The sequence below is a fragment of the Shewanella sp. POL2 genome, assembly GCF_000282755.1.
Taxonomy (GTDB): domain Bacteria; phylum Pseudomonadota; class Gammaproteobacteria; order Enterobacterales; family Shewanellaceae; genus Shewanella; species Shewanella xiamenensis.
This window is the reverse complement of record NZ_AKZL01000026.1, coordinates 18,570-41,404: the sequence shown is the minus strand read 5'-3', so window position 1 is coordinate 41,404 and position 22,835 is coordinate 18,570. Positions and strand designations below refer to the sequence as shown.

The 22,835-nt window shown below is 46.9% G+C and carries 21 protein-coding genes; 5 read left to right on the top strand and 16 right to left on the bottom strand.

Going from position 1 to position 22,835, the window contains the following annotated elements; genetic code table 11:
• Positions 1-53: 53 nt before the first annotated feature.
• The 11 genes from hisF to SHEWPOL2_RS09020 all read right to left on the bottom strand — a co-directional run bounded on the left by hisF (position 54) and on the right by SHEWPOL2_RS09020 (position 10,073).
• On the bottom strand, positions 54-827 hold the full coding sequence (gene hisF / locus SHEWPOL2_RS09070) for an imidazole glycerol phosphate synthase subunit HisF (protein ID WP_037427775.1): 774 nt from the start codon (positions 825-827) through the stop codon (positions 54-56).
• On the bottom strand, positions 809-1,546 hold the full coding sequence (gene hisA / locus SHEWPOL2_RS09065) for a 1-(5-phosphoribosyl)-5-[(5-phosphoribosylamino)methylideneamino]imidazole-4-carboxamide isomerase (RefSeq protein ID WP_037427773.1): 738 nt from the start codon (positions 1,544-1,546) through the stop codon (positions 809-811). Before hisA ends, hisF begins: the two co-directional genes overlap by 19 nt.
• A 135-nt stretch (positions 1,547-1,681) precedes the next feature.
• Entirely contained in the window at positions 1,682-2,332 is a 651-nt protein-coding gene (gene hisH, locus SHEWPOL2_RS09060; protein WP_037427771.1) for an imidazole glycerol phosphate synthase subunit HisH, read from the bottom strand.
• Between the two features lie 147 nt (positions 2,333-2,479).
• Positions 2,480-3,571, bottom strand: a complete 1,092-nt coding sequence (gene hisB, locus SHEWPOL2_RS09055; protein ID WP_037427769.1) for a bifunctional histidinol-phosphatase/imidazoleglycerol-phosphate dehydratase HisB — start codon at positions 3,569-3,571, stop codon at positions 2,480-2,482.
• 82 nt (positions 3,572-3,653) lie between these two features.
• Positions 3,654-4,859: a histidinol-phosphate transaminase gene (gene hisC / locus SHEWPOL2_RS09050; protein ID WP_037427766.1), complete on the bottom strand. Its 1,206-nt coding sequence runs from the start codon at positions 4,857-4,859 to the stop codon at positions 3,654-3,656.
• Positions 4,860-4,930: 71 nt separating this feature from the next.
• Positions 4,931-6,232, bottom strand: a complete 1,302-nt coding sequence (hisD, locus tag SHEWPOL2_RS09045; protein ID WP_037427764.1) for a histidinol dehydrogenase — start codon at positions 6,230-6,232, stop codon at positions 4,931-4,933.
• A gap of 3 nt (positions 6,233-6,235) precedes the next feature.
• Positions 6,236-7,135, bottom strand: coding sequence for an ATP phosphoribosyltransferase (hisG, locus tag SHEWPOL2_RS09040; protein WP_037418029.1), 900 nt, complete (start codon positions 7,133-7,135; stop codon positions 6,236-6,238).
• A 649-nt stretch (positions 7,136-7,784) separates the two neighbouring features.
• Entirely contained in the window at positions 7,785-8,612 is an 828-nt protein-coding gene (locus SHEWPOL2_RS09035) for a hypothetical protein (protein WP_037427762.1), read from the bottom strand.
• A gap of 65 nt (positions 8,613-8,677) precedes the next feature.
• Positions 8,678-9,004: a hypothetical protein gene (locus SHEWPOL2_RS09030; protein WP_037427759.1), complete on the bottom strand. Its 327-nt coding sequence runs from the start codon at positions 9,002-9,004 to the stop codon at positions 8,678-8,680.
• A 54-nt stretch (positions 9,005-9,058) separates the two neighbouring features.
• On the bottom strand, positions 9,059-9,511 hold the full coding sequence (locus tag SHEWPOL2_RS09025; RefSeq protein WP_037417914.1) for an acyltransferase: 453 nt from the start codon (positions 9,509-9,511) through the stop codon (positions 9,059-9,061).
• A 91-nt stretch (positions 9,512-9,602) separates the two neighbouring features.
• Positions 9,603-10,073: a DUF2059 domain-containing protein gene (locus SHEWPOL2_RS09020; protein WP_037427757.1), complete on the bottom strand. Its 471-nt coding sequence runs from the start codon at positions 10,071-10,073 to the stop codon at positions 9,603-9,605.
• 432 nt (positions 10,074-10,505) lie between these two features.
• Between SHEWPOL2_RS09020 and SHEWPOL2_RS09015 the strand changes: the two genes are divergently transcribed.
• A complete protein-coding gene (locus tag SHEWPOL2_RS09015) occupies positions 10,506-12,428 on the top strand; it encodes an ATP-dependent DNA helicase (RefSeq protein WP_037427798.1) in 1,923 nt (640 codons plus the stop codon).
• 230 nt (positions 12,429-12,658) lie between these two features.
• Here the strand turns inward: SHEWPOL2_RS09015 and SHEWPOL2_RS09010 are convergent, their stop codons facing one another.
• Positions 12,659-12,949 carry a cytochrome c3 family protein gene (locus tag SHEWPOL2_RS09010; protein WP_037417920.1) on the bottom strand — a complete coding sequence of 97 codons (291 nt, stop codon included), beginning with the start codon at positions 12,947-12,949 and terminating at the stop codon, positions 12,659-12,661.
• A 522-nt stretch (positions 12,950-13,471) separates the two neighbouring features.
• Positions 13,472-14,989 carry a methyl-accepting chemotaxis protein gene (locus tag SHEWPOL2_RS09005; protein ID WP_037427754.1) on the bottom strand — a complete coding sequence of 506 codons (1,518 nt, stop codon included), beginning with the start codon at positions 14,987-14,989 and terminating at the stop codon, positions 13,472-13,474.
• A gap of 470 nt (positions 14,990-15,459) precedes the next feature.
• Between SHEWPOL2_RS09005 and pheS the strand changes: the two genes are divergently transcribed.
• From pheS to lpxM, 4 genes are all read left to right on the top strand, one after another.
• Positions 15,460-16,443 carry a phenylalanine--tRNA ligase subunit alpha gene (pheS, locus tag SHEWPOL2_RS09000; protein WP_037417925.1) on the top strand — a complete coding sequence of 328 codons (984 nt, stop codon included), beginning with the start codon at positions 15,460-15,462 and terminating at the stop codon, positions 16,441-16,443.
• A 14-nt stretch (positions 16,444-16,457) separates the two neighbouring features.
• Positions 16,458-18,845: a phenylalanine--tRNA ligase subunit beta gene (pheT, locus tag SHEWPOL2_RS08995; protein ID WP_037427752.1), complete on the top strand. Its 2,388-nt coding sequence runs from the start codon at positions 16,458-16,460 to the stop codon at positions 18,843-18,845.
• Positions 18,846-18,848: 3 nt separating this feature from the next.
• Positions 18,849-19,145, top strand: a complete 297-nt coding sequence (gene ihfA, locus SHEWPOL2_RS08990) for an integration host factor subunit alpha (RefSeq protein WP_011622581.1) — start codon at positions 18,849-18,851, stop codon at positions 19,143-19,145.
• Positions 19,146-19,240: 95 nt separating this feature from the next.
• Positions 19,241-20,179 carry a lauroyl-Kdo(2)-lipid IV(A) myristoyltransferase gene (lpxM, locus tag SHEWPOL2_RS08985; RefSeq protein ID WP_037427797.1) on the top strand — a complete coding sequence of 313 codons (939 nt, stop codon included), beginning with the start codon at positions 19,241-19,243 and terminating at the stop codon, positions 20,177-20,179.
• A gap of 92 nt (positions 20,180-20,271) precedes the next feature.
• Here lpxM and hypA read toward each other — a convergent pair whose 3' ends face one another.
• The 3 genes from hypA to hypD are packed head-to-tail and all read right to left on the bottom strand — an operon-like array spanning position 20,272 to position 22,779.
• Positions 20,272-20,628, bottom strand: a complete 357-nt coding sequence (hypA, locus tag SHEWPOL2_RS08980) for a hydrogenase maturation nickel metallochaperone HypA (protein ID WP_037427750.1) — start codon at positions 20,626-20,628, stop codon at positions 20,272-20,274.
• A complete protein-coding gene (gene hypE / locus SHEWPOL2_RS08975) occupies positions 20,628-21,647 on the bottom strand; it encodes a hydrogenase expression/formation protein HypE (protein ID WP_037427748.1) in 1,020 nt (339 codons plus the stop codon). Before hypE ends, hypA begins: the two co-directional genes overlap by 1 nt.
• Complete coding sequence (hypD, locus tag SHEWPOL2_RS08970) at positions 21,640-22,779, bottom strand: hydrogenase formation protein HypD (RefSeq protein WP_037417937.1); 1,140 nt, start codon at positions 22,777-22,779, stop codon at positions 21,640-21,642. Before hypD ends, hypE begins: the two co-directional genes overlap by 8 nt.
• Positions 22,780-22,835: the final 56 nt, after the last annotated feature.

Below are 22,835 nucleotides of genomic sequence, written 5' to 3'. Positions count from 1 at the left end.
CTAGAACCTAGAACCTAGAACCTAGAACCTAGAACCTAGAACCTAGAACCGCTCTAGCGTCTAATCGCGATGCCTTCGGCCGCTAAATACTGTTTTAACTCGCCGATATTGATAATGGCTTTATGGAACACGCTGGCCGCCAGCGCAGCATCGACCTTTGCTTCGATAAACACATCGCGAAAATGCGCCATCGTACCCGCGCCGCCCGAGGCGATTAAAGGCACATCGCACAACTGGCGTACTAGGCTTAACTGCTTGATATCATAGCCACCGCGTACGCCATCTTGGTTCATCACGTTGAGCACGATTTCGCCGCAGCCGCGTTTTTGTACTTCCTCAACCCAGTCTTGGGTGTACCAAGCGGTTTCTTTGGTGGCTGCTTCATCGCCGGTGAATTGCTTCACTTTATAACTGTCGCTTGCCGCATCATAAAACGAGTCTATGCCGATCACTATGCATTGGCGGCCAAACTCATCCTGCAGGCGTGAGATTAAACTCGGGTCGCTAAGGGCAGGAGAGTTGACCGAAATTTTATCCGCACCAAAGGCTAACAACTCACGGGCCTGACTGATGGTTTTAATGCCGCCAGCGACACAGAAGGGGATATCGATTTGCTCAGCCACTCGGCTCACCCAAGACTTATCGACTACTCGGTCGTGAGCACTTGCGGTGATATCGTAAAACACCAGCTCATCGGCACCTTCTGCGGCATAACGCGCAGCGAGAGGGACTATGTCGCCAACAATTTCATGGTTGCGAAACTGTATGCCCTTGACCACGCAGCCATCTTTCACATCTAAACAGGGTACTATTCGTTTGGCCAGCATTGGATTGCCTCCGCCACATTAAACTGATTGATAAGTAAGGCTTTGCCGATAATGATCCCTGCGGCGCCACTGTCTCTGACGGCAGCAACATCCTCAAGGGTGGCAATGCCGCCCGAGGCTTGCCAAACGATGTCGGGATAGTGGCTGGATAGCTCACGATAGAGTTCGGTATTGGCGCCTGTGAGGGTGCCATCGCGGCTGATGTCAGTTACTAGCGCATGTTTAAGCCCAACTTGGCTAAAGTCTTCGACGATAGACTCTAAACTCTTACCGCCACCGCTTTGCCAGCCAGAAACCGCGACGATTTTCTCGCCGCTCTGATTGATATTCACATCCAGTGCGAGGCATATTGACTCGCTGCCGAATGTGTTAAACCAGCCCTTGACTAACCCGGGTTCTTTGACGGCGAGCGAGCCTATCACCACGCGTTTAACCCCAAGGGATAATAACTCGGCGACTTGCTCTTCAGTGCGGATCCCGCCGCCCACCTGAATATTGGCGTTAAGTCCCGCTGTCAGCTTGGCAATCAAAGCTGTTTGGCGTTTAGCAGGATCTTTGGCGCCAGTTAAATCCACGATATGCAGCCAGTTTGCCCCTTGGTCTTGATAGGATTGCAACTGGGCCAGTGGGCTTAAATCGAAGGTGGTCTGCTGCCCATAATCCCCTTGGTAGAGCCTAACTACTTTGCCATCAATTAAATCAATTGCTGGAATGATCATCTGTTGTCCTTAATTCCTTGTGTGCATTTGCTGCCGCGCTTTATTGCTGAATGTTGTGGCTGAAAAATAGTGGTGGCTCAGCCAAACTTAGCGCCCCAAAACTTAGCTCAGTCAAAAGCTAATAAGCGATTGCATTTATTGCATTTTTAAAAAGTTACCTAGGATTTGTGCGCCCACGGCGGCGCTCTTCTCGGGGTGAAATTGCACGCCCATAAAGTTGTCTTTACCGATGGCGGCGCTAAAGTCCTCACCATAACGGCATTGTGCCAAGGTGTAGTCGCTTAATGGTGCGCGGTAACTGTGCACAAAATACACGTAACTACCGGCTGGAACACCGGCAAACAGCGGGTGAACCTGAGACGGATTACTAAAGGTCAGTTGGTTCCAACCCATGTGCGGCAGAGGTAAACCTTCGGCCTTAAGCGTTTGACGGTCTAGCTCGTCAATCTCGGTTGGAATAATGCCTAAGCATTGGCAATCCTGCGCTTGGCCGCCGCGTTCTTTAGAGAGGAGGGTAAGCATTTGCATCCCTAAACAGACGCCCAGCACGGGTTGAGTTAACCCTTGAATTAATTCGACTAAGGCTTTTTCCGTTAATGAAGCCATCGCAGCGCCAGCGCTGCCGACACCTGGCAGTACCACCCGTTTGGCGGCTTTAATGCTGGCTTTGTCATCGGTGACTAACACCTTAGCGCCGAGACGCTCAAAGGCGAAACGGACCGAACTTAAGTTGGCGCAACCTGTGTCTATGATGACAACATCAAATTCATCTATGTTTGCTGACATTGGGTTTTCCTATTGATGGGTCAGTGGGGAAGCGGTTTGTCACCACATTCCCGAAACTGCCCCTCGTTAAAATCATCAGGCTTTATGTTATTTGCTTATGCGCCTAGATGAGGTCACTAAGCCGATAACAAATCTTGTAGCACGGTGTTAGAGCACGCCTTTACTCGATGGCAACACATCACCTTCGACTTTGACGGCCTGACGTAGCGCGCGGCCCAGCACTTTAAATAGTGCTTCGACCTTGTGGTGATCGTTGTCTCCCTCGGCGGCTACATGCAGGGTGCAGCGTAGGCCATCGGCAAAAGATCGGAAAAAGTGCGGTACCATTTCGGTTGCCATTTCACCGACTTTTTCACGTTCAAATTGGGCGGCGAATTTAATAAAAGGCCTGCCGGAAAGATCCAGTAAGCATTCGCCCTTGGCCTCATCCATCGGTAAACTAAAGCCAAAACGGGCAATACCGCGTTTATCGCCAAGCGCTTGGCGCAGTGCATCCCCAATAGCCAATGCGGTGTCTTCAACGCTGTGGTGATCGTCTATCTCGAGATCGCCATCGACATTCACCTCCATTTTGAAATTCCCGTGGGTGGCGATTTGATCCAACATATGGTCGAAGAAACCAATGCCAGTGTTAATGGCGCCTTTGCTGGGATTGTCGAGATCGACAGTCACGCGAATATCGGTTTCCTTGGTGGTGCGTACCACAGTCGCGGTGCGGCCCTTATTGAGTAAGGCATCGGCAATCGCGTCCCAGCCTAGGCTGCCACGCTGATATTGAAAGCTTTTAATCCCCATGGCATTACCCAGTTCCACATCTGTGTGTCTGTCACCAATCACGGCGGACTGGGTAAAATCGATGGTGCCTTGGGTCAAAAAGTCTTTCACCAGTCCCAGTTTGGGTTTGCGGCAGCTGCAATTTTCATCGTTAAAGTGCGGGCAGATGAGCACATCTTCAAACTTAACCCCTTGGCTAGACAGGATTTGCATCATCATATTGTGCGGCGCATCGAAATCTTCCTGCGGGAAGGAAGGGGTACCGAGTCCATCCTGATTGCTGACCATTACCAACTTAAAACCGGCTTTTTGCAGGCGCAATAAGGCGGGGATCACTTGGGGCTCGAATACCAGTTTGGCGAGGCTATCGACCTGTTTGTCGGTGATGGGCTCTTCAATCAAGGTGCCATCGCGGTCGATAAAAAGTATTTTCTGGGCGACATTTGGGGTAAATACTGGGTTCATGCTGCTACCTTTCAATTCAGTTTGTTATCTTTATAAAATCAGTCTATTAGGCCAATGCTGCGTTAATACTTGCGCTAAATGCTCACAGCTTTTGCGATTCAAAGAGCGACACTAAGCGGTCGGTGTCAGACTGAGAGCTAAAGCTAAAACGAATGGCTTTAGCTAGCCTTGGGTCCTTATAGGCCCGCGCGACAATGCCATTGTCGATAAGCAGTTGTGCCACTGTTGCTACGTCGTCAAACTCGGCTAAGACATAGTTGCCATTGGGTTTTAGCACGGCGCCGCCCCATTGCTCGCAGTACAAATTCAGCGCCGCCGCGAGTCGCTCTCCCTGAGTATTGAGCGCTTTGACTTGGGTTTTCATCCGCGCAATCCCAGCCGCTGACAGCGCTTGCACGGCCACTTCACTCACGGGAAGTGGCACGGGATAGGGCGCAATCACTCGCATGATGATTTCGATAATTTCTTCATTGGCCAGTAAAAAGCCGCAGCGCGCGCCTGCTAAGGCAAAGGCTTTTGAGAGGGTGCGCAGTACAACGAGATTTGGGTAAGTCTCAAGTAAATCCGCCACGCTATATTCTGGGCAAAACTCGATATAAGCCTCATCGACGACAACAATGGCATCGGGCAGGGCTTGGATGGCTTGCTCTATGCGCGCCTTGTCAATCACAGTGCCGGTTGGGTTATTAGGATTGCAGATAAACACTAACTTAGCGCCGCGCGTGGCCGTTGCAAAGTCGGATGGGAGACCGTATTCAGCCGTTAAGCTTAACGCCTTAACGCCTACATTAAAGGTTTGCGCGCTAATGGCGTACATGCCATAAGTGGGCCCAAAGGTCGCAATGGAATCTATGCCTGGGACACAAAAGGCACGAATAAGTAGCTCGATGGCCTCATCGGCGCCGCGACTGGCGACAATTTTGCTCTCCGCTACACCGCTGTATTGGCTGTAGGCATTGATTAACGCGGGCGGTTGGCACTCAGGATAACGATTTAACTTAGTTAAATCGAGCTCGCCGACGGCCACATTATTAAAGGGCGATTCGTTAGCGTTGATCCAAATATCCCCACGACCACCCAGCCTGCGAGCACTTTGGTAAGGCGTTAACTCGAGCAGTTCGGGCCGTGCAAGACGTGCGGCAAGGGTTGTTGGCTCGATGCTTGTGTTATCGAGAGTATTGTTATCGAGAGTATTGTTATCGAGAGTATTGCTGGCGCTATTGGCGCTCGGAACCTTTGTTACTGGCACATTGCTCGTTGGTGCTTGGCTAATTGGCACTTGGCTCATCCTATATCATCCTAAGTCTTGCTACGGCTTTCATTAACGCTGAAGCGTACTGTTATTTCGTCTTGCTACTATCAGTCCTTAAGACTGGCTAAGCGTATCGCGACCGCATTTTTATGGGCATCGAGTAACTCATTACTGGCAAGGGTCATTACCGCTTGCCCGAGTCCGAGTAGGCCCTTGGCACTGAGTTCTTGCACCGTAAAGCGGCGGCTAAAGTCGGCCAAGGAGAGGCTCGATACCGCGCGGCTGTAACCGTAAGTCGGCAATACATGGTTAGTGCCACTGGCATAATCTCCAACCGATTCAGGTGTATAGGCGCCTAAAAACACTGAGCCTGCGGCACGAATATGCTTGAGTACGTCCCGTGGGAAGCGGGTTTGAATAATTAAGTGTTCAGGCCCGTAACTATTCGATACCTGTGCTGCTTCCTGCATATCTTTGACTAAAATGGTGCGGCTACTGTTTAGGGCGGTTGCGGCAATCTCTTGGCGTGGTAGAGCGGCCAGTTGTGACTCGAGTGCTTGATTGATAGCTTGTGCTAATGGCTCAGAATCCGTGACTAAAATGACCTGTGAATCTGGGCCGTGCTCTGCTTGCGAGAGTAAATCTGCGGCAATAAACTGCGCATTGGCATCGCTATCGGCAATCACTAATACCTCAGAAGGGCCTGCGGGCATATCAATAGACACAGTGCAGCGACCGTCCTGCGAGACTAAGCGCTTGGCTTCGGTGACATAACGATTGCCTGGGCCAAAAATCTTATCGACGCTGGGAATCGTTTCAGTGCCAAAGGCCAGTGCGGCAATGGCCTGCGCGCCGCCCACTTGATAGATTTCGGTGATCCCACAGGCGTTTGCCGCATACACAATTGCATCGTTAATCGGCGGCGGACTCACCAATACGCGTTTTTCGCAGCCAGCAATTTTGGCAGGCAGGGCCAACATCAGTACGGTTGAGATTAATGGGGCGCTGCCACCGGGAATATATAAACCGACTTTTTCAATCGGTTCGCTACGAAGCTCGCAGCGAACCCCTGCTTGGGTTTCAATGTCGATGGGGCGAAATTGCTGCGCGCTGTGGAACACATCAATATTGGCCATCGCTTGGGCAATGGCGGCTTTAAGTTCGGTCGAGACTCGTGCGCTGGCGGCGCTAATCTCGCTTTCACTTAAACGCAGACTGTCGATATTGGCACTATTAAAGCCATCAAACTTTTGATTAAACTCTTTTAGCGCCGCATCGCCACGGCTAGCTACGGCATCAACAATGGCCCGAACACTTTGTTCTAAGCCGCTGTCACCAATTAAAGGTGAGCGTTGGAGCGCGGCTTTTTGTTCATCGACGGATAACGCTGCCCAAGTCAAAATATCCATAGATCACCCCATCATTTTTTCAATTGGCATGACGAGGATTGAGCTGGCACCGAGCGCGGTGAGTTCTTCCATGGTGTCCCAGAATAAATCTTCGGTACTGACGGCGTGAATGGCCACTCGATTAGTATCGTCGTTTAATGGCAATACAGTAGGATTTTCGGCACCGGGCAGCAGGGCGACAATTTGATCTAAAGTTTCAGTGGGCGCGTGCAGCAAAATATATTTACTTTCACGGGCGCGGATCACGCCGTTTACGCGGGATAAAATGCGATCGATTAAGGCTTGTTTGCTCGGCGTTTGGGTTTGGGTTGATTGAATAATGCAGGCCATGGAGCGGTATATGACTTCAGTCTCGTATAAACCATTGGCTTCAAGGGTTGCGCCAGTGGAGACTAAGTCACAAATGCCATCGGCAAGCCCTGCACGCGGCGCAACTTCAACCGAGCCTTTTAACATACAGTCGCGATAATTTATGCCTTTTTGTTGCATAAAACGGCGCAATAGATTGGGGTAGGAGGTGGCAATTCTCAAGCCTTCTAGGGATGAGGCATTGGCATAGCTAAATTCGGTTGGTACGGCTAACGAGAGACGGCAGGCGCCAAAATCTAATTGGCGTAATTTTACATATTCAGCTGGCTTATTTAGGGTTTGACGCTCAATTTGCTCTTCTTCGAGCACGTTCTCACCAATAATGCCTAAATCGACCACGCCATCCATAACCAGTCCTGGAATATCATCGTCACGTACTCTGAGTAAATCGATAGGCATGTTATCTGCGTGTGCGATAAGACGTTGTTCGTTAATGGAAAACTTAACACCGCAGCTCTTGAGTAATTGCTGAGAGTCGGTCGATAGGCGACCCGATTTTTGAATGGCAATACGTAAACGGTTTGATTCAGTCATAATTTTATCTCGCTCAAAGTTAACAAATTCAAAATGATATTCTTTCGTTTCACGCTTTAACTGGTTTATCGGCACCGCCAGTAAATGTGGCGGTTAACATATTGAAATTAATTACTAATTATCTATTAAATCGTTAGTTAAAAAGCCCAAAAGCAAAAACCCCCGGAATTCCTTCCAGGGGTTTATGATCATCTTTGAATCAGTCCGCCAGAAGGATATAGTCCTTCGGCAGTGAGCGTCCGAAGGCTACCGCATATGGTGGTGATGGTGGTGGATAGCGTTCAGTCGTTGGCTCATATGACTCTCTATACTCTGTGATTCTGTTGAATTTGGTGTTGGTGGATACTTATCCATCGAACGTTTTTTTAAGCTAACCGCTTTCTGTGCCGTTTGCAACAGCTAATTTTAACTAAATAAGAATATTTATGCGTTTTGTGAAAATGTTTCATCTTGGTGGTCGCAGGACGATAATCTGCTTATCGCAAGGAGGGGCGAATTAGGGGATAGGCACAAAGCCGATGCTGCGTTTAGACAAATTCGGCTGGCGGTAAGTATGGTAAATCTTGTCTAACAGCGTTCAATCTAGACTGGCGGTTGTTGCTAAGTGTCAGTCACAGCGATAATGCAGGATTAGCGCGTGACATGCCTTTTACCGTGTTAAATATTTTCCAAACAGGCGATCAACTGTTTGTTGGCAATATTTGTCTTCACCACGCCAATATTCGGCAAATACCCAGTCATTTTTGCCTTGGCGTTGTCTATCGACAGTATTGGGTTTTAATATTCCCAGACTGGCTAATATTTCGATTAATATTTGTCGCTCAGCTTTACTCGACTTAATCACATTCGCTAATCTTTTCTCTAGTGTACTGGGATAATCGCTCGGGTCTGACGTTTCGATAATCGTTAAGATCTCCCTAAAACAGGCCATATCTTCTGACGTCGGCTCTGGAATATCGGCATTAATAAATTGGCTTAAATCAAAATAGGTATACAAAATATCCCCATGGCGCACGCCGCCCCATTTTATACGCTCGAAATTGAATACGTTAATATCCACCTCGATATAGGATTCGCTTCCTCGGATGCCATATTGACTGTCTCGGCAAATGCCGCAGGTATAGGAGTGTGCAGTTGGTTTGCCATCCTTATAAGAAGAGCCTGAAATAACAGGTGTGTATTGATGAAATGGGATTTTTTGGGCGATCGCATAGGATGCAAGGGATGAGCGCCAATCCAATCGCCTAGAGGTTAAACTGCTTAAAAATCCTTTTGTTACTTGTGCTTGCGAAATGCCTTTTACTAGCGCTGTGGTGGCAAGGATACATTCATCATGGGAGATAGTTAAAGGATCAAACATTAATCCTTTCGATTTGGCATAGATAAAGTCGGGATCGGAGAGACTTCTGTTTTTTACGTCAATCCAACCATTCTTCCAATAGGTGGAGAATAAAATCCTTTTTGCTTTTTTATCCATAGCTGATTCTATTTTATCCTTTAACAATTGTTTTAATTTATCTTATAAAAGCGCAATTAAAGCGGTTAGCTCTCTAAATTCATATAAGCATCGTTTTGATAGTAATAACTGACAGCATGAATTATGTCATGCAAGGTAGCATGTGGCAGCTGTTGCACCAAATTAGCCTTGATGCTTTGCAAATCCGCAATGCTTAAAAAGTATTGATAAGCTTGAGTTTGCGGGTAGAGAGGCTCATCCTGTTGGTCGCGTTCTTCTTCAAGCTCATCGTCAATGATTAACACCGACATTGTGGGACTTAATGGTTGTTCTAGGGCTTTGTACACATCCAAGTGCCACGAAAAAGAACCGAGTTGGGATAATAGGGTTTCCAAGGTTAATGTTAATCGCATGAAATATCCTTTTGAGCGAGCTTCATTTACATCATTATGGCGAGTGAATTTTGGTTAAGGATTCAATAGACCTAGCATGAATTCGGTTAACGCAAATGATGAGAAAATAAACAGTAAATTAATCAAAGCCCGCATAATCCAAGGTAATGTACCGTAGGAAAGGCGATATTTATTTGAGGCAATCACTATAACTCCCATGATGCCAAACCAAGGTGTAAAAAAGAATATGGTTTGCCATTTAACCAGAGCAACGGCGAGATCGTGTAGCGCACCGCTGACCAAAAAGGTGACAAGTACGGCGAGCCACATCGGCAGAAACTGACTGCTAGGACGCATGACATTACGTGATAAATAATAACCCCAAATCGGATTCCAATAATGCCAAAAAATGGGGAATGACTTAGCACCCAGGGCGCGTGATAGCATATTCCTCATCGAGTGACTGGCACCCAGTGGAACACCATTTCGCTTTTTCACATATTGTGACAAGGATAAGGTCGTTGGCATGGTTAATCTCCGCCTAATGCTTACCACTGAGTGCGTAGCTTTTTACAAGTCTCGTAATATCAGACCTCATGTTCAGATAATTGTTATAGCTTTATTCTTTAATTCCATGCTTTGCGAGAAAAGGTCTAATACGCTCAATTAATTTAGATTGTTTTGCTTGTGCTTCTTGCATGGCGATTTGTGCTCCAGTTTGCATCAATTGTGGCGTTTTTTCTAAGAGTTTTTTACCTGTAGAAGTTTGATAAAATTGGGTTATTTTAATGATTTCTTCATTTGTGAAAGCTTCAGAGTACTGTTTTTTTAATTCGTTTATCACTCTGGGACGATCAACATCTTCATTAAACCATGCTCTATAAATACCCTTAAGTTCTTCTTTAGCCTTATTATCTAATTTATAGTTGATGGCTATTTGGTCTACTATTGGTAACATAGCTTCAAATCCACCAGCCATTTGTTTATCGATTGACATCACTCTAAACATTTCATCTATTGGTGCTTCTTGCGCTACTACGGGAGTAGATAAAATAAATAACATTAACGGTAATAATTGGAACTTTTTCATTTTATATCCTTAATCATCTCAACGTTTATAACGTAAACCTAATTGAGTTATATATCCATAATTGAAGCTTCGTGCAAAATTAAGTCATTAGCACAATCATTAACGCAACTTAGCAGCTTATCTCTTAGCAAGCAATCGGGGAAAAGTTGAGTTAAGCCTTTGGTTGTTAAATCATTTAAACTACGCTACTCCATGTTTTAGCTCAAGAAGCTCGGCGCTAGATTAAAACTATTGGTATTATCAGGCGGGCTTAATTACACTGCGGCAACAGCGTTATGCTCCTTAGCGAAGGCTAACGCCTTAACCCACAACTCGCTTTTTTGAATCGTTTTTATAGGAACTCGCTCGCCATTGACTCACTCTCGACGCTCAGCTCCGCGGCAAGCTAAACATCAGCAATCAAATCAGCAGTCGCTTGATGCTCCTCGTTCGATGAGCAGATTGACGAATGAGGTGCTGCGTGCTTTTGCCAACGATGGCGTGCTCGCTACGCATATTCAAGGGTTCAGTGCGCGTCAGAGTCAGGTTGAGATGGCGCAAATCATCAGTGAAGCGATTGCGAGTAAGGGCAATGCACTGATCGAAGCGGGTACAGGGGTCGGTAAAACCTTCGCCTATTTAATTCCCGCTATGTTAAGTGGTAAGCAAGTGATTGTCAGTACTGGCAGTAAAAACTTGCAGGAACAATTGTTTTTAAAGGATTTACCCGCATTGACATCTATGTTTGGGATTGCGCCCAAGCTTGCGCTATTAAAAGGTCGCAATAACTATTTGTGTCAGTATCGGCTTGATAGGCAGATGCAGGAGGCCAGCCATATTGAAGCGCGATTATTGGACGATTTACTCAAAATCAACCAATGGGCGGGCATGAGTAAAGACGGCGATATTGGTGGCTTAACTTCAGTGCCTGAACATTCTCCCGCGCTTCCCTTAGTCGTCAGTACCAAAGAGACCTGTCTTGGCCAGCGCTGCGAATTTTACGATGCCTGTTTTACCCGCAAGGCTCGCAGCCGCGCCATGGATGCGAAAGTCATCGTCGTGAATCATCATTTATTCTTTGCAGACAGTGTGTTAAAGGACACAGGCTTTGCTGAATTATTACCCGATCCCGATGTGGTGATCTTCGATGAAGCGCATTTACTGCCGGATATCTGCGTCAGTTATTTTGGCCAGCAATCCTCGAGTCGCACGATTGATGACTACCTGCAAAAGTTATTGCAGATTTATCAAACTGAGCTCAGCGATACGGGGCAGATTGCCCAATTTTGTCAGCGTTGTTTAGCCAAATTGAGTGACTGGCATAATGGATTGTTTTCTATTGCCGAGTCGGATTGGCGTATGCTGCTTGGCAATAAGTCAATTGCGCTAGCATCATGGGATTTACTCGCAGAGTTGACCGCGCTGCAAAAACTCTTGCTCGCCCATGTGGGGCGCAGTGAGTTATTAGATGATATTGCCGTTAAACTGGCGGACCTTAACCATAAGCTCAATCAGTTTTTCCAATGTGACAATCCACAGGCTGCCTATAGCGTTGAATTTGGTAGCCGTTTTGTGATGCTACGGATTTCACCGATTAATATTGCCCGCGAATGTCAGCAGTTATTTGTGGCCAATACCAGTTGGATTTTTACCTCGGCAACCTTACAAGTGAACCGCAGCTTAGCGCATTTTGCCAAGGAGTTAGGGATCAGTGAGGCCAAGGCGCATATTTTGGATAGTCCCTTTGATTATCCGCGTCAGGCGTTATTTTGTGTGCCGAGGCAATTGGGCAATGTGGCGAATCAGCAGCAAGCAGTCAAACAGTTAGTCGATGTATGTGTCAAAGCGATTGAGGCAGCGCAGGGGCGAACCTTTATTTTGTTTACCAGCCATAAAATGCTTGAGCAAACGGCGTTGGCATTGCGAACTCGGACTCAATATCCGTTGCTGGTGCAGGGCCAAGCGGGTAAACAGAGTTTGTTCACAAAGTTTCGCCAACTGGGCAATGCGGTATTACTTGGCACCAGCAGTTTTTGGGAGGGGGTAGATGTGCGTGGCAAGTTATTAAGCTGCGTGATTATTGATAAATTGCCGTTTGTCTCGCCCGATGAGCCGCTTTACCGTGCCCGCGCCGACAATATTAGCCGTCAGGGCGGCGATCCTTTTACTCAAGTGTCATTACCTCAGGCGATTATTGCGCTCAAACAAGGGGTTGGACGTTTGATCCGTGACGAAAAGGACTGCGGCGTATTAATCCTGTGTGATAATCGGATTGTGAATCGCGCCTACGGACAGGCATTTTTAAACTCCCTGCCGCCGATGGCGCGCACCCGTGATTTAGATAAAGCCTTGGCGTTCTTGAGAACAATACCTTGATACTCGTCTTATGGTTTACTTGGGATGCTTAAATTTTTTTATTTTAATGGAATATGAGCGAAGTATTCAGTTGTTAGATATACATTAAGGCGATACAAACGGGGATAAAAAATGCCACCTGTGAGCAATAGATGGCAAACACCCTTGGAGGTGGGTCAAGTGGCATCCTGCCAAATGGTTCCATTCAAAACAAGTTATTCTTCGGCTTTTGGCTTTAGATTTTTAGTGAGTTAATGGCATGCTTTGCAGGCATCAGCAGGTGCTTTTTCTTCATGAGCGATATGGCAATTTGTGCATGTTAAAACGCCATCATGCTTAGTATGAGCTTCACCTGCGAGTGTTTTCATTTCGCCATGGCATGATACACATTGCTCATTTTCAAAAACATAATCCGCAGAAGGTGTTTTATCCTTATGGCATGATTCACAGTCTGATCTTTCTGAATGGCTGTCGGCAAGAGATGCCGCCATTAAACTAGTAGAGAAACACAGTGCACACATGAGCATCATCTTTTTAAGCATGTTATTTTCCTTCTTTTATTGTGGGTTAAATTATCATTCTTAAGCCAGCAAATAAGCTCTTATTCGATCATAAAGAGCTAGTGGCGCAATATAAGCAATGTGCAAACATTGCTTTTTTAAATGTCTAATTAGTATTTCTCTTGAAACTTATACCGCTGTTTTATTATTAATGTGTACTGAAATACATTAGGGCTTAACAGAGTTTATTAAGCTTAAATTAATAGTTTTTTGAGATTTAACTTGGCTTCTTGAATGTATAATAGATTTTTAAGGTGACAAAACGTTGATCGTTATCAAAGGTGAATGGATGAATACTTTTTTAGTTTAAAAGTATGATCAAGATTTTATTGTGGGGGCGATAAATTCGATAATCCAAATCTAAATTTTAAAATTTAGATTTTATTTTAATTTATTTAGGAATTCTAAATTATAGAAATGAATTAATTAGGGATTAACCAGATGACGATTCGTTATTTAAGCAACAAGGGTGCTTGGCTCCCTTGTTGCTTAGCTCTTCAACGATTAGATTTTTAAACCCACCATCAGCTGGTCCAATTGTCCCGCGGTGGCTTGCAACTCATCACAACCCGATACCGATTGGTTCGCCGATTGCTCGACATCGTGGGATTGATTGCGAATTTCCATCAGATTGGTCGCGATTTCGTTAGCTACGGCTGATTGTTCTTCCGCAGACGTGGCAATCAACACACTCATTTCGAACACGCGGCTGCTATGGTGGGCAATCGACTCGAGATCTTTACCCGTTTGCAGTACATGCTGTTTGCCTTCACTTGCTTGACTCACGGTGCGAGACATCACTTGAGTGAGGTTACGTGTGCCTTGTTGCAGCGATTCGATCATCGATTTAATTTCAACCGTTGCAGCTTGCGTGCGGCCAGCAAGGGTTCGTACCTCATCGGCCACTACCGCAAAACCGCGACCCTGTTCGCCGGCACGCGCCGCTTCAATCGCGGCATTGAGGGCGAGTAGGTTAGTTTGTTGCGAGATAGCATTAATGGTCGAAACCACCTCATCAATCTTACTGGCGTTGTCGTTGAGGGTATTGACCGCATTTGATGCAGCAGAAATCTCATCCGACAGCACATCAATTGCGCTTACTGTGGTTTCAATATCCTTAGAACCCGCATTAACCTGTTGATTCGCCTCTTGGGTTTCGGCGGAGGATTGCTCGGCGTTGCGCGCCACTTCTTTTACCGCAGCGGTCATTTCTTCCATCGCCGTGGCTAAGGAGTCGAGGTGCTGACGTTGATTGACAGCAAGGGCTTGTCCTTGCTGAGCCGTACTTCTAAAAGATGAAACCACTTCGCGGATCTTGCTGGTGGATTCTGCTATCTGCTTCACCAAGTTGTGCTGGCGCTCGACTAGCGTGTCGATACTGATAGCTAAGATGCTGAACTCATCTTTGACTTCGAAGAAGTTTAATCGGCCTGTCAAATCCCCAGACGCCGCGCGTTTAAGTGCCATGACTGTGGTGTAGAGTGCACCGCCAACGAAGGTAGAGATGTAGTAGCTAAACAGGAAGAGCACGAATAACAGCACTGCCATCAGGCTGTAGACTAAGATATTGTCATCGGCTAAAAGGGCGTTAAGTTGACGATCATCGACGGGAATGATGGTCAGCATATTTTGATCATTAACCGAGCTAACAGCCCGATTAGGTGAACTGCTGGTATCAATACCACCACCGCTGCGCGCAAGGGTTTGTGCGCGGCTATCAGCCTCAGAAACTGTAACAATCTGAACATTCTGTAAGCCTTGGCTCAGCTGATTAGGTAAATTTTGGCGTTCTTGCTCGGGTAGCTTGCTAGAAATCTGTGCGGCGAGTTGATTGATTTTCTGGGAAGTGTCTTGGAGCCCATGCAAATGGCTTTCAAGCAGGGTATCCCTAAACTGAGTATTTAAAAATACCGCTAATCCCACAATCATAAACATCGGAACTAGGGCGAGAATTGCAAATTTGGTTTTTAAGGTCATGTGGATAAGGTATTGATCTATCCAGCGAAATTTAACTTCTTTCATTAGCGCCTCGATAAATTGGGCTGTGACCAAATGGATATCGGTCGATTTGCCATAGACTTTATGTTTTTCTGCTTAGTAAGCTGTTGCTTGTATTATTGTTGTCCAATTGCGGCATTTTTGTTTGTTTTGCAGCAATTTTGGCAAGGTACAAACATAAGTTTACAGTTTAGTTACATGTGTCGCCAGTGGTTAGTGCGTGATCACGTGACTGCTGTAAAAATCGACAAATGTCTTTCCAAGGCGATCAACTTGGAAGGTTTGTTGGGATAACACATGAATTTGCATGATAAAAACCCCGAATAAGCCCTAGTAATATGCCGCTCGCTCGCGTAAAATTTCTCTCCTTTTATTTCGTTATAGCTAGCAAAGCGTCTGGCATTAACGCCCGATAACCTGAGCACCGAAATAGCCTGAAAGTTTGGCGCCCATAGCACTTGTTTATCAAGCGCGACTATGCAGTGGAAGAGAAAATGCAGCAGTTAACTGAGATCGTAGAACAAGCCTTAGTCATTATTGACCAGGCCAGTGATCTAAAAGCACTGGATGATATCCGTGTCGATTACCTAGGTAAGAAAGGTAAGATCACCGACATGATGAAAATGATGGGCAGCTTAAGTCCTGAAGAAAAACCCGCTTTTGGTCAGGCGGTCAATGATGCGAAACAGGCCATTCAACAGAAATTAACTGAGCGCATCGACGTCCTGAGAAGTGCAGAGCTAGAAGCTAAATTAATTGCCGAAAAGATTGATGTGACGCTACCTGGCCGCACTATCGAAATCGGCGGTTTACACCCAGTGACGCGCACCATTGAACGTATCGAAACCTTTTTTGGGGAATTAGGGTTTTCGGTAAAACAAGGCCCTGAAATCGAAGATGATTTCCATAACTTCGACGCCTTGAATATCTCTGAGCACCACCCAGCGCGTGCCGACCACGATACGTTTTATTTTAATCCTAAACTGATGCTGCGTACCCAAACCTCGGGCGTGCAAATTCGTACTATGGAAACGGAAAAGCCGCCACTACGGATTATTTCACCGGGTCGTGTGTATCGTAACGATTACGACCAAACTCACACACCAATGTTCCACCAAGTGGAAGGTTTGCTGGTCGATGAAAACGTTAACTTCGCCGAATTAAAAGGCGTGTTGCATGATTTCCTGCGTAACTTCTTTGAGGAAGATTTGCAGGTGCGTTTCCGTCCTTCTTACTTCCCATTCACTGAGCCTTCAGCCGAAGTGGACGTAATGGGTAAAAACGGCAAATGGTTAGAAGTGTTAGGCTGCGGTATGGTGCACCCAAATGTGCTGCGTAGCGTGGGCATCGATCCAGAAAAATACTCTGGTTTTGCTTTTGGTATGGGCGTTGAGCGTTTAACTATGCTGCGTTACGGCGTAAACGATCTACGTGCGTTTTTCGAAAACGACCTGCGTTTCCTGAAGCAATTTAAATAACGGAGCTGTATAGCATGAAATTTAGCGAATCTTGGCTTCGTGAGTGGGTCAATCCTGCCGTTAGCCGTGAAGCATTATCCCACCAGATCACTATGGCTGGCCTCGAAGTCGATGGCGTTGATGCCGTGGCTGCCGAGTTTAACGGCGTTGTGGTTGGTGAAGTGGTCGAATGTGGCCAGCACCCCGATGCAGACAAACTGCGCGTGACTAAAGTCAGTGTTGGCAGTGGCGAGCTTATTGATATCGTCTGTGGCGCACCAAACTGCCGTCAAGGCTTAAAAGTGGCCGTAGCAATGGTCGGTGCCGTACTGCCAGGCGATTTTAAAATTAAAAAGGCTAAGCTGCGTGGTATGCCTTCAGAAGGCATGCTGTGTTCATACAGCGAGCTGGGTATTGATATCGATAGCGATGGCATTATCGAACTGCCATTAGATGCGCCATTAGGCACGGATTTACGTGAGTATCTCCAGCTTGATGATGCTGTGATTGAAGTGGATTTAACCGCTAACCGTGCCGATTGCTTAGGCATGGTAGGTTTGGCCCGTGAAGTTGGCGTGTTAAACCGTCAAGCGGTAACCGAGCCACAATGGCAAACCGTGACGCCAACGATTGATGCCAAAGTGGCTATCAATGTGAAGGAAACCGCAGCTTGCCCACGCTACTTAGGTCGTGTGGTGAAGAATGTGAACGTGAAAGCGGCTACGCCATTATGGATGCAGGAAAAACTGCGTCGCAGTGGTATCCGCTCAATCGATCCTATCGTCGATATCACTAACTTTGTGTTGGTTGAATTCGGTCAACCTATGCACGCCTTCGACCTTGCCAAACTGACTGGCGACATCCAAGTGCGTTTAGGTAATGGCGAAGAGAAAATCACCCTGCTCGATGGCAGCGAAGTGACTATTCCAAACGACACTCTAGTGATTGCCGACGATGCGCGTCCATTAGCGCTTGCTGGCGTGTTTGGCGGTGAATATTCGGGTGTGAGCGACACTACCCAAGACATACTGCTTGAATGTGCGTTCTTCGCGCCGTTAGCGATTATGGGTAAATCACGCCGTTTAGGTTTGCATACCGATTCATCACACCGCTTCGAGCGTGGTGTTGACCCAGAGATGCAACACAAAGTCATGGACCGTGCGACTCGCTTAGTACTGGATATTTGTGGCGGTGAAGCTGGCCCTGTGGTTGAAGCTAAATCTGACGCTGACTTACCAAAACCTGTGCAAATCTTATTGCGTCGCAGCAAGTTAGATAAAATTCTCGGTCACCATGTTCCCGATAGCGACGTGGTTGAAATCCTCGAGCGTTTAGGTTTTAGCGTAGTCGCAGGTGAGGGGTGCTGGCAGGTTACGACCGCCACTTACCGCTTCGATATGGCGATTGAGGAAGACTTAATCGAAGAAGTGGCCCGTATCTACGGTTACAACAACATTCCAAACGTTGCGCCCGTGGCGTCACTGCGGATGTCAGACCATAAAGAAACCGACTTAAGCCTCAAGCGCGTACGTTCGCTGTTAGTGGCCCGTGGTTTCCAAGAAGCTGTGACTTACAGTTTCGTCGATCCTAAGCTGCAAAATCTGGTTCACCCAGGTGAGCAAGCCATGGTGTTACCGAACCCGATTTCTAGCGAAATGTCGGCCATGCGGTTGTCGATGTTCACTGGATTATTGACTGCGGTTGGCTACAACCAAAGTCGTCAACAGGGTCGCGTGAGACTTTTTGAAACTGGCCTGCGCTTTGTTCCTGATATTCATGCAGAATCCGGTGTAAGACAGCAAGCAATGCTCGGTTGCGTCATTACAGGGCTTCAAAATGACGAACATTGGTCAATGGAATCGAAAACCGTTGATTTTTTCGACCTTAAAGGTGATTTAGAAGCAATTATCGGCTTGACAGTTTCCGCATCAGAATTTAGCTTTAGAGTAGCGACGCATTCTGCTCTTCATCCAGGGCAATGTGCTGAAATATTGAGAAATGATCGAGTGATCGGTCATATAGGTGCTATCCATCCTAGTTTGGAGAAGCCTTTTGGACTCAATGGTAAAACCATCGTTTTTGAGTTGGAATTGGATGCTTTATTGCATACCAGTTTACCGCTAGCCCAAGCTGTATCTAAGTTCCCGGCTAATCGTCGTGACATCGCAGTAGTCGTAGATGAAAGTGTATCTGCAGGCGATGTAATGAAATTGATAAGAAAAGTTGGCGAAAATCAGTTGGTTGGCATAAACTTGTTCGATGTATACTTAGGTAAAGGTGTTGAGCCCGGCAAGAAGAGCTTGGCGATAGCACTTACATTACAAGACACTACTCGTACACTTGAGGAAAAAGAGATCGCTGAAACTGTAGATTCAGTTGTTTCTGCCCTGAAGACCGAGTTCAACGCATCGTTGAGGGATTAAAGTATGGCACTTACCAAAGCCGAAATGGCAGAACATCTTTTTGAAACACTCGGTATAAACAAGCGTGTAGCCAAAGAGATGGTTGAGTCGTTCTTTGAAGAAATTCGAGGCGCACTTGAAAGTGGTGAGCAGGTCAAGTTATCTGGCTTTGGCAACTTTGACCTTAGGGATAAGAATCAAAGACCGGGAAGGAACCCAAAAACAGGCGAGGATATCCCGATTTCCGCTCGCCGTGTCGTGACCTTCCGTCCCGGCCAGAAACTGAAAACTCGCGTAGAAGCTTCTAACGCGGGCAAGTAATTTTAGATGTTCGACAGTAAAGCCACTCCTTCGTGAGTGGCTTTACTATTTTCTTTTTATGGTGAATGGCTTTTCTACTGTCTGAGGTGATTTCTTTGTCAAGACAGCCCAAACATTTTGACCGACGTTTTCAACTGGCGTTATTGCACCCTAAATATTGGGTTACTTGGTTGGCGATCGGTCTATTAGTGATTTTTGGGATCATGCCCGCGTGGCTGCGTGATCCTATTGCTAGAACCTTGGCCAAACTGGTGGCGCCTATTGCGAAAAAGCCGATAAGTATTGCCAGGGCGAACTTAAAGGCGTGTTTCCCTGAAAAATCCGCCGCAGAAATAGAAGCCTTAATTGATGACAACGTGCAGAACTTCGTATTAGTGCTGTTATCGCAAGGTGAGCTGTTGGTACGATCTAAGGCGCATTTACGCCGCCGTGTGAATTTGATGGGCTTTGAGCATGTACAAGCGGCGCAAGCAGTAGGGCAGCCGGTGATATTTATCATGCCCCATGTGTGGCCTATTGATTATGCTGGGCTGAGGTTAAACCTCGACTTGCCCATGGTCACTATGGCAAAGGCCCATAAAAACGCGTTATTTAACTGGTTTAATAATCGGGTACGTAGCAGTTGTGGTGGCCACGTTTATATGCGAGAGGCCGGAATTCGCGCCTTATTAGCAGAGCTTAAGCAGAACAATAGCTTTTTCTACCTGCCCGATGAGGATTTAGGCCCTGATCAGAGTGTGTTTACCCCGTTTTTAGGCACAGTCAAAGCGACATTACCCGTAGTTGGCCGATTGGCTCAGGCGGGAAATGCCCAAGTGCTACCGGTGAAAATTGGTTATAATCAAGCTTCACGCCAGTTTGATTTAACTGTGATGCCCGCCATTGCCGCCGAAGACATGGTCGGTAAGGAAAACGAGGCGTTAGCACTGAATAAAGCGGTTGAGAAAGTGATACTCGCTTATCCAGAGCAGTATATGTGGTTCCTAAGATTGCTAAAGACTCGCCCTGAAGGGCAAGCCTCAATTTATCAGTAAGCGTTTATCGCTTATGGTAAACCCGAATAAAAATGGCTTTTAGTGTGTAGACTTAAAGCCATTTTTATCACTGAAGCCGTGCTTATAATCGATTAAATATCCTCTGCTTGCTCCATTTCGAGCTGCATCAGCAGCATATCTTCACCCTCTAATACCCGCGTATGATAACTGTTACAGGCGGGGCACACGATTGAACGTTCATCGAGCACCGACTCTTGTTGGCAATCTGCACATTTGATCACCAGTGGCTGTAGTGTCATACAAAGCTCGGCTTCGCGGCAGATCCCATCGAGTTTAAAGGTCTCAAACGCCGTTTGAAGTAGGGTGGGTTCGACACCGCTCATTACGCCGAGTTTGATTGCTACCCGAGTAATTTTAGTTGCTTGATTTGCCCGTGCATGTTGTTCGCACTGTTCAATTAAGGCGCTTACTATAGAATACTCGTGCATTAACAAATCCTTGGTAGCAGTTCACCTTGAGGCAAGTCTAAGTAACGTTTGGTATTCCATGGCGTTCTTAAGATCACTTTTCCGGGTAATTCGTCGCTGACAGTGCCAATAATTGCCGCGCTTTCGCAGTGACCAAAACGTTGCATAATTTCCAACGCACCAAGGGCGATATCGTTGGGAACGGCCAAGATAAAGGTGCCTTCATTGGCTAAATCCATTGGCTCAAAGCCATAGAGTTCACATAAGCCTTTGACCTCATCACAAACTGGGATGCTCGCCTCATTGACTGTGATGCCGACATTGGCGGCAACGGCCCATTCATTTAATACGGCAGAGAGCCCGCCGCGGGTGGCATCGCGCATAGCATGCAGTGGAATATTAGCAGCGATCAATTGCTCTACGACTGGCCAGAGCGTGGCACAATCGCTTTGTAGCGCGGACTCGAGGGTAAGACCCTCACGCGCCATCAAAATAGCCGCGCCATGGCAGCCGACATCACGGGAGACAATAATCGCATCGCCGGGCGCGACATTGGCCGCCGAGATATTCGGACGTAAAATACGCCCAACGCCTGAAGTATTGATAAATAAGCCATCGGCGCAGCCCTTAGGTACTACTTTGGTGTCGCCACAAACAATTCTAGCCCCACTTTGTTTCAGCTCTTTGGCCATACTGCGTACAATTGTGGTTAAGTCTTTGAGCGAAAAACCTTCTTCGATGATCACACTACAGCTTAAATATTGAGGCTCAGCACCCATCATGGCGAGATCGTTAACAGTGCCAGCAATCGCCAGCTTACCGATATCACCACCGGCAAAAAACAACGGAGATACAGTGAAAGAGTCCGTCGTAAAGGCCGTCGCACCCTGTAATTCAAGTTTTGCGGCGTCTTCTTCGCTACGCAAAATCGGGTTATCGAATTCGGCAAAAAACAGATCGCGGATGAGTTTATTCATCTCTTTACCGCCACCACCGTGGCTGAGTTGAATCGCTTTCTCTTTGGTTGATACATCAGCCATGATGTTGCTCCTTGCTATCGATGCCTTGATAGCGGTAATAAGCATTACAAGCGCCTTCGGAGCTGACCATGCAGCTACCGAGAGGGGTTTCGGGATTGCAGCCGCGGCCAAAGACTTTGCAGTCCTTCGGTTTGGCGAGTCCACGTAGAATATCGCCGCACTGGCAAGCCTTATGATCATCAATTTCTTTGACGGGTAATCTGTCTTTAAAGCGCAGCTCTGCGTCCCTGTGGGCGTATTCATCCCTTAATTGCAGCGCCGAGTTGGGGATTGGTCCAAGCCCGCGCCAACGAAATTGCGGTCTGATCTGGAAAAACTGTTCAACTTTTGCCTGTGCGGCAAGATTACCTTGCTCAGATACAGCGCGGCTGTATTGGATATCGAGTTCTGCCTTGCCTGCGGCCTTTTGACGCACGATACGCAGGATAGACTCCATAACATCCACGGGCTCAAAACCAGAGACTACTACCGGTGTGCCGTATTGCTCTACGGCAGGGCGATAGATTTTGGCGCCACTGATCACACTGACGTGTGCTGGGCCAATAAAGGCATTGACCCTCGCATTAGGATCGTGCATCACGGCATCAATTGCGGGTGGGACTAATACATGGTTGATATGAAAAAACAAATTCGCCAGCTTTTCCTGCTCGGCCAGTTGCAACAATATTGCCGTCATTGGGGTGGAAGTTTCAAATCCAATGGCGAAAAACACCACGGTTTTATTTGGGTTATCACGGGCAATTTTGAGCGTGTCTAAAGGATCATAGATAGGTCTGATATCACAGCCTTTGGCTCTGAAACTGGCAAGTGAACCTTGGGAGCCGGGGACGCGGATCATATCGCCTAGCGTCACTAAAATCACATCTTCCTGCTGGGCAAGCACTGCGGCTTGATCGATCCGCTCTTTAGGCATAATGCATACAGGGCAACCGGGGCCGTGGATAAACTCAATGTTATCCGGCAGCAAATCCAGTAAGCCGTATTTCATTATGGTGTGGGTATGGCCGCCACACACTTCCATAATGTTGATTTGTTGATCGAGTGAGTGAGCGACCTGGGCAATATCCTTTGCAAGCGAGGCAATGGTTTGGGGATCGCGAAAGCCTTGATAAAGTTGTTTTAATTCAAGCATGTTCAATCCTTGTCGCAGTGTATCGTCTGTGCTTTGCGATAGTTTACAACTGCGGC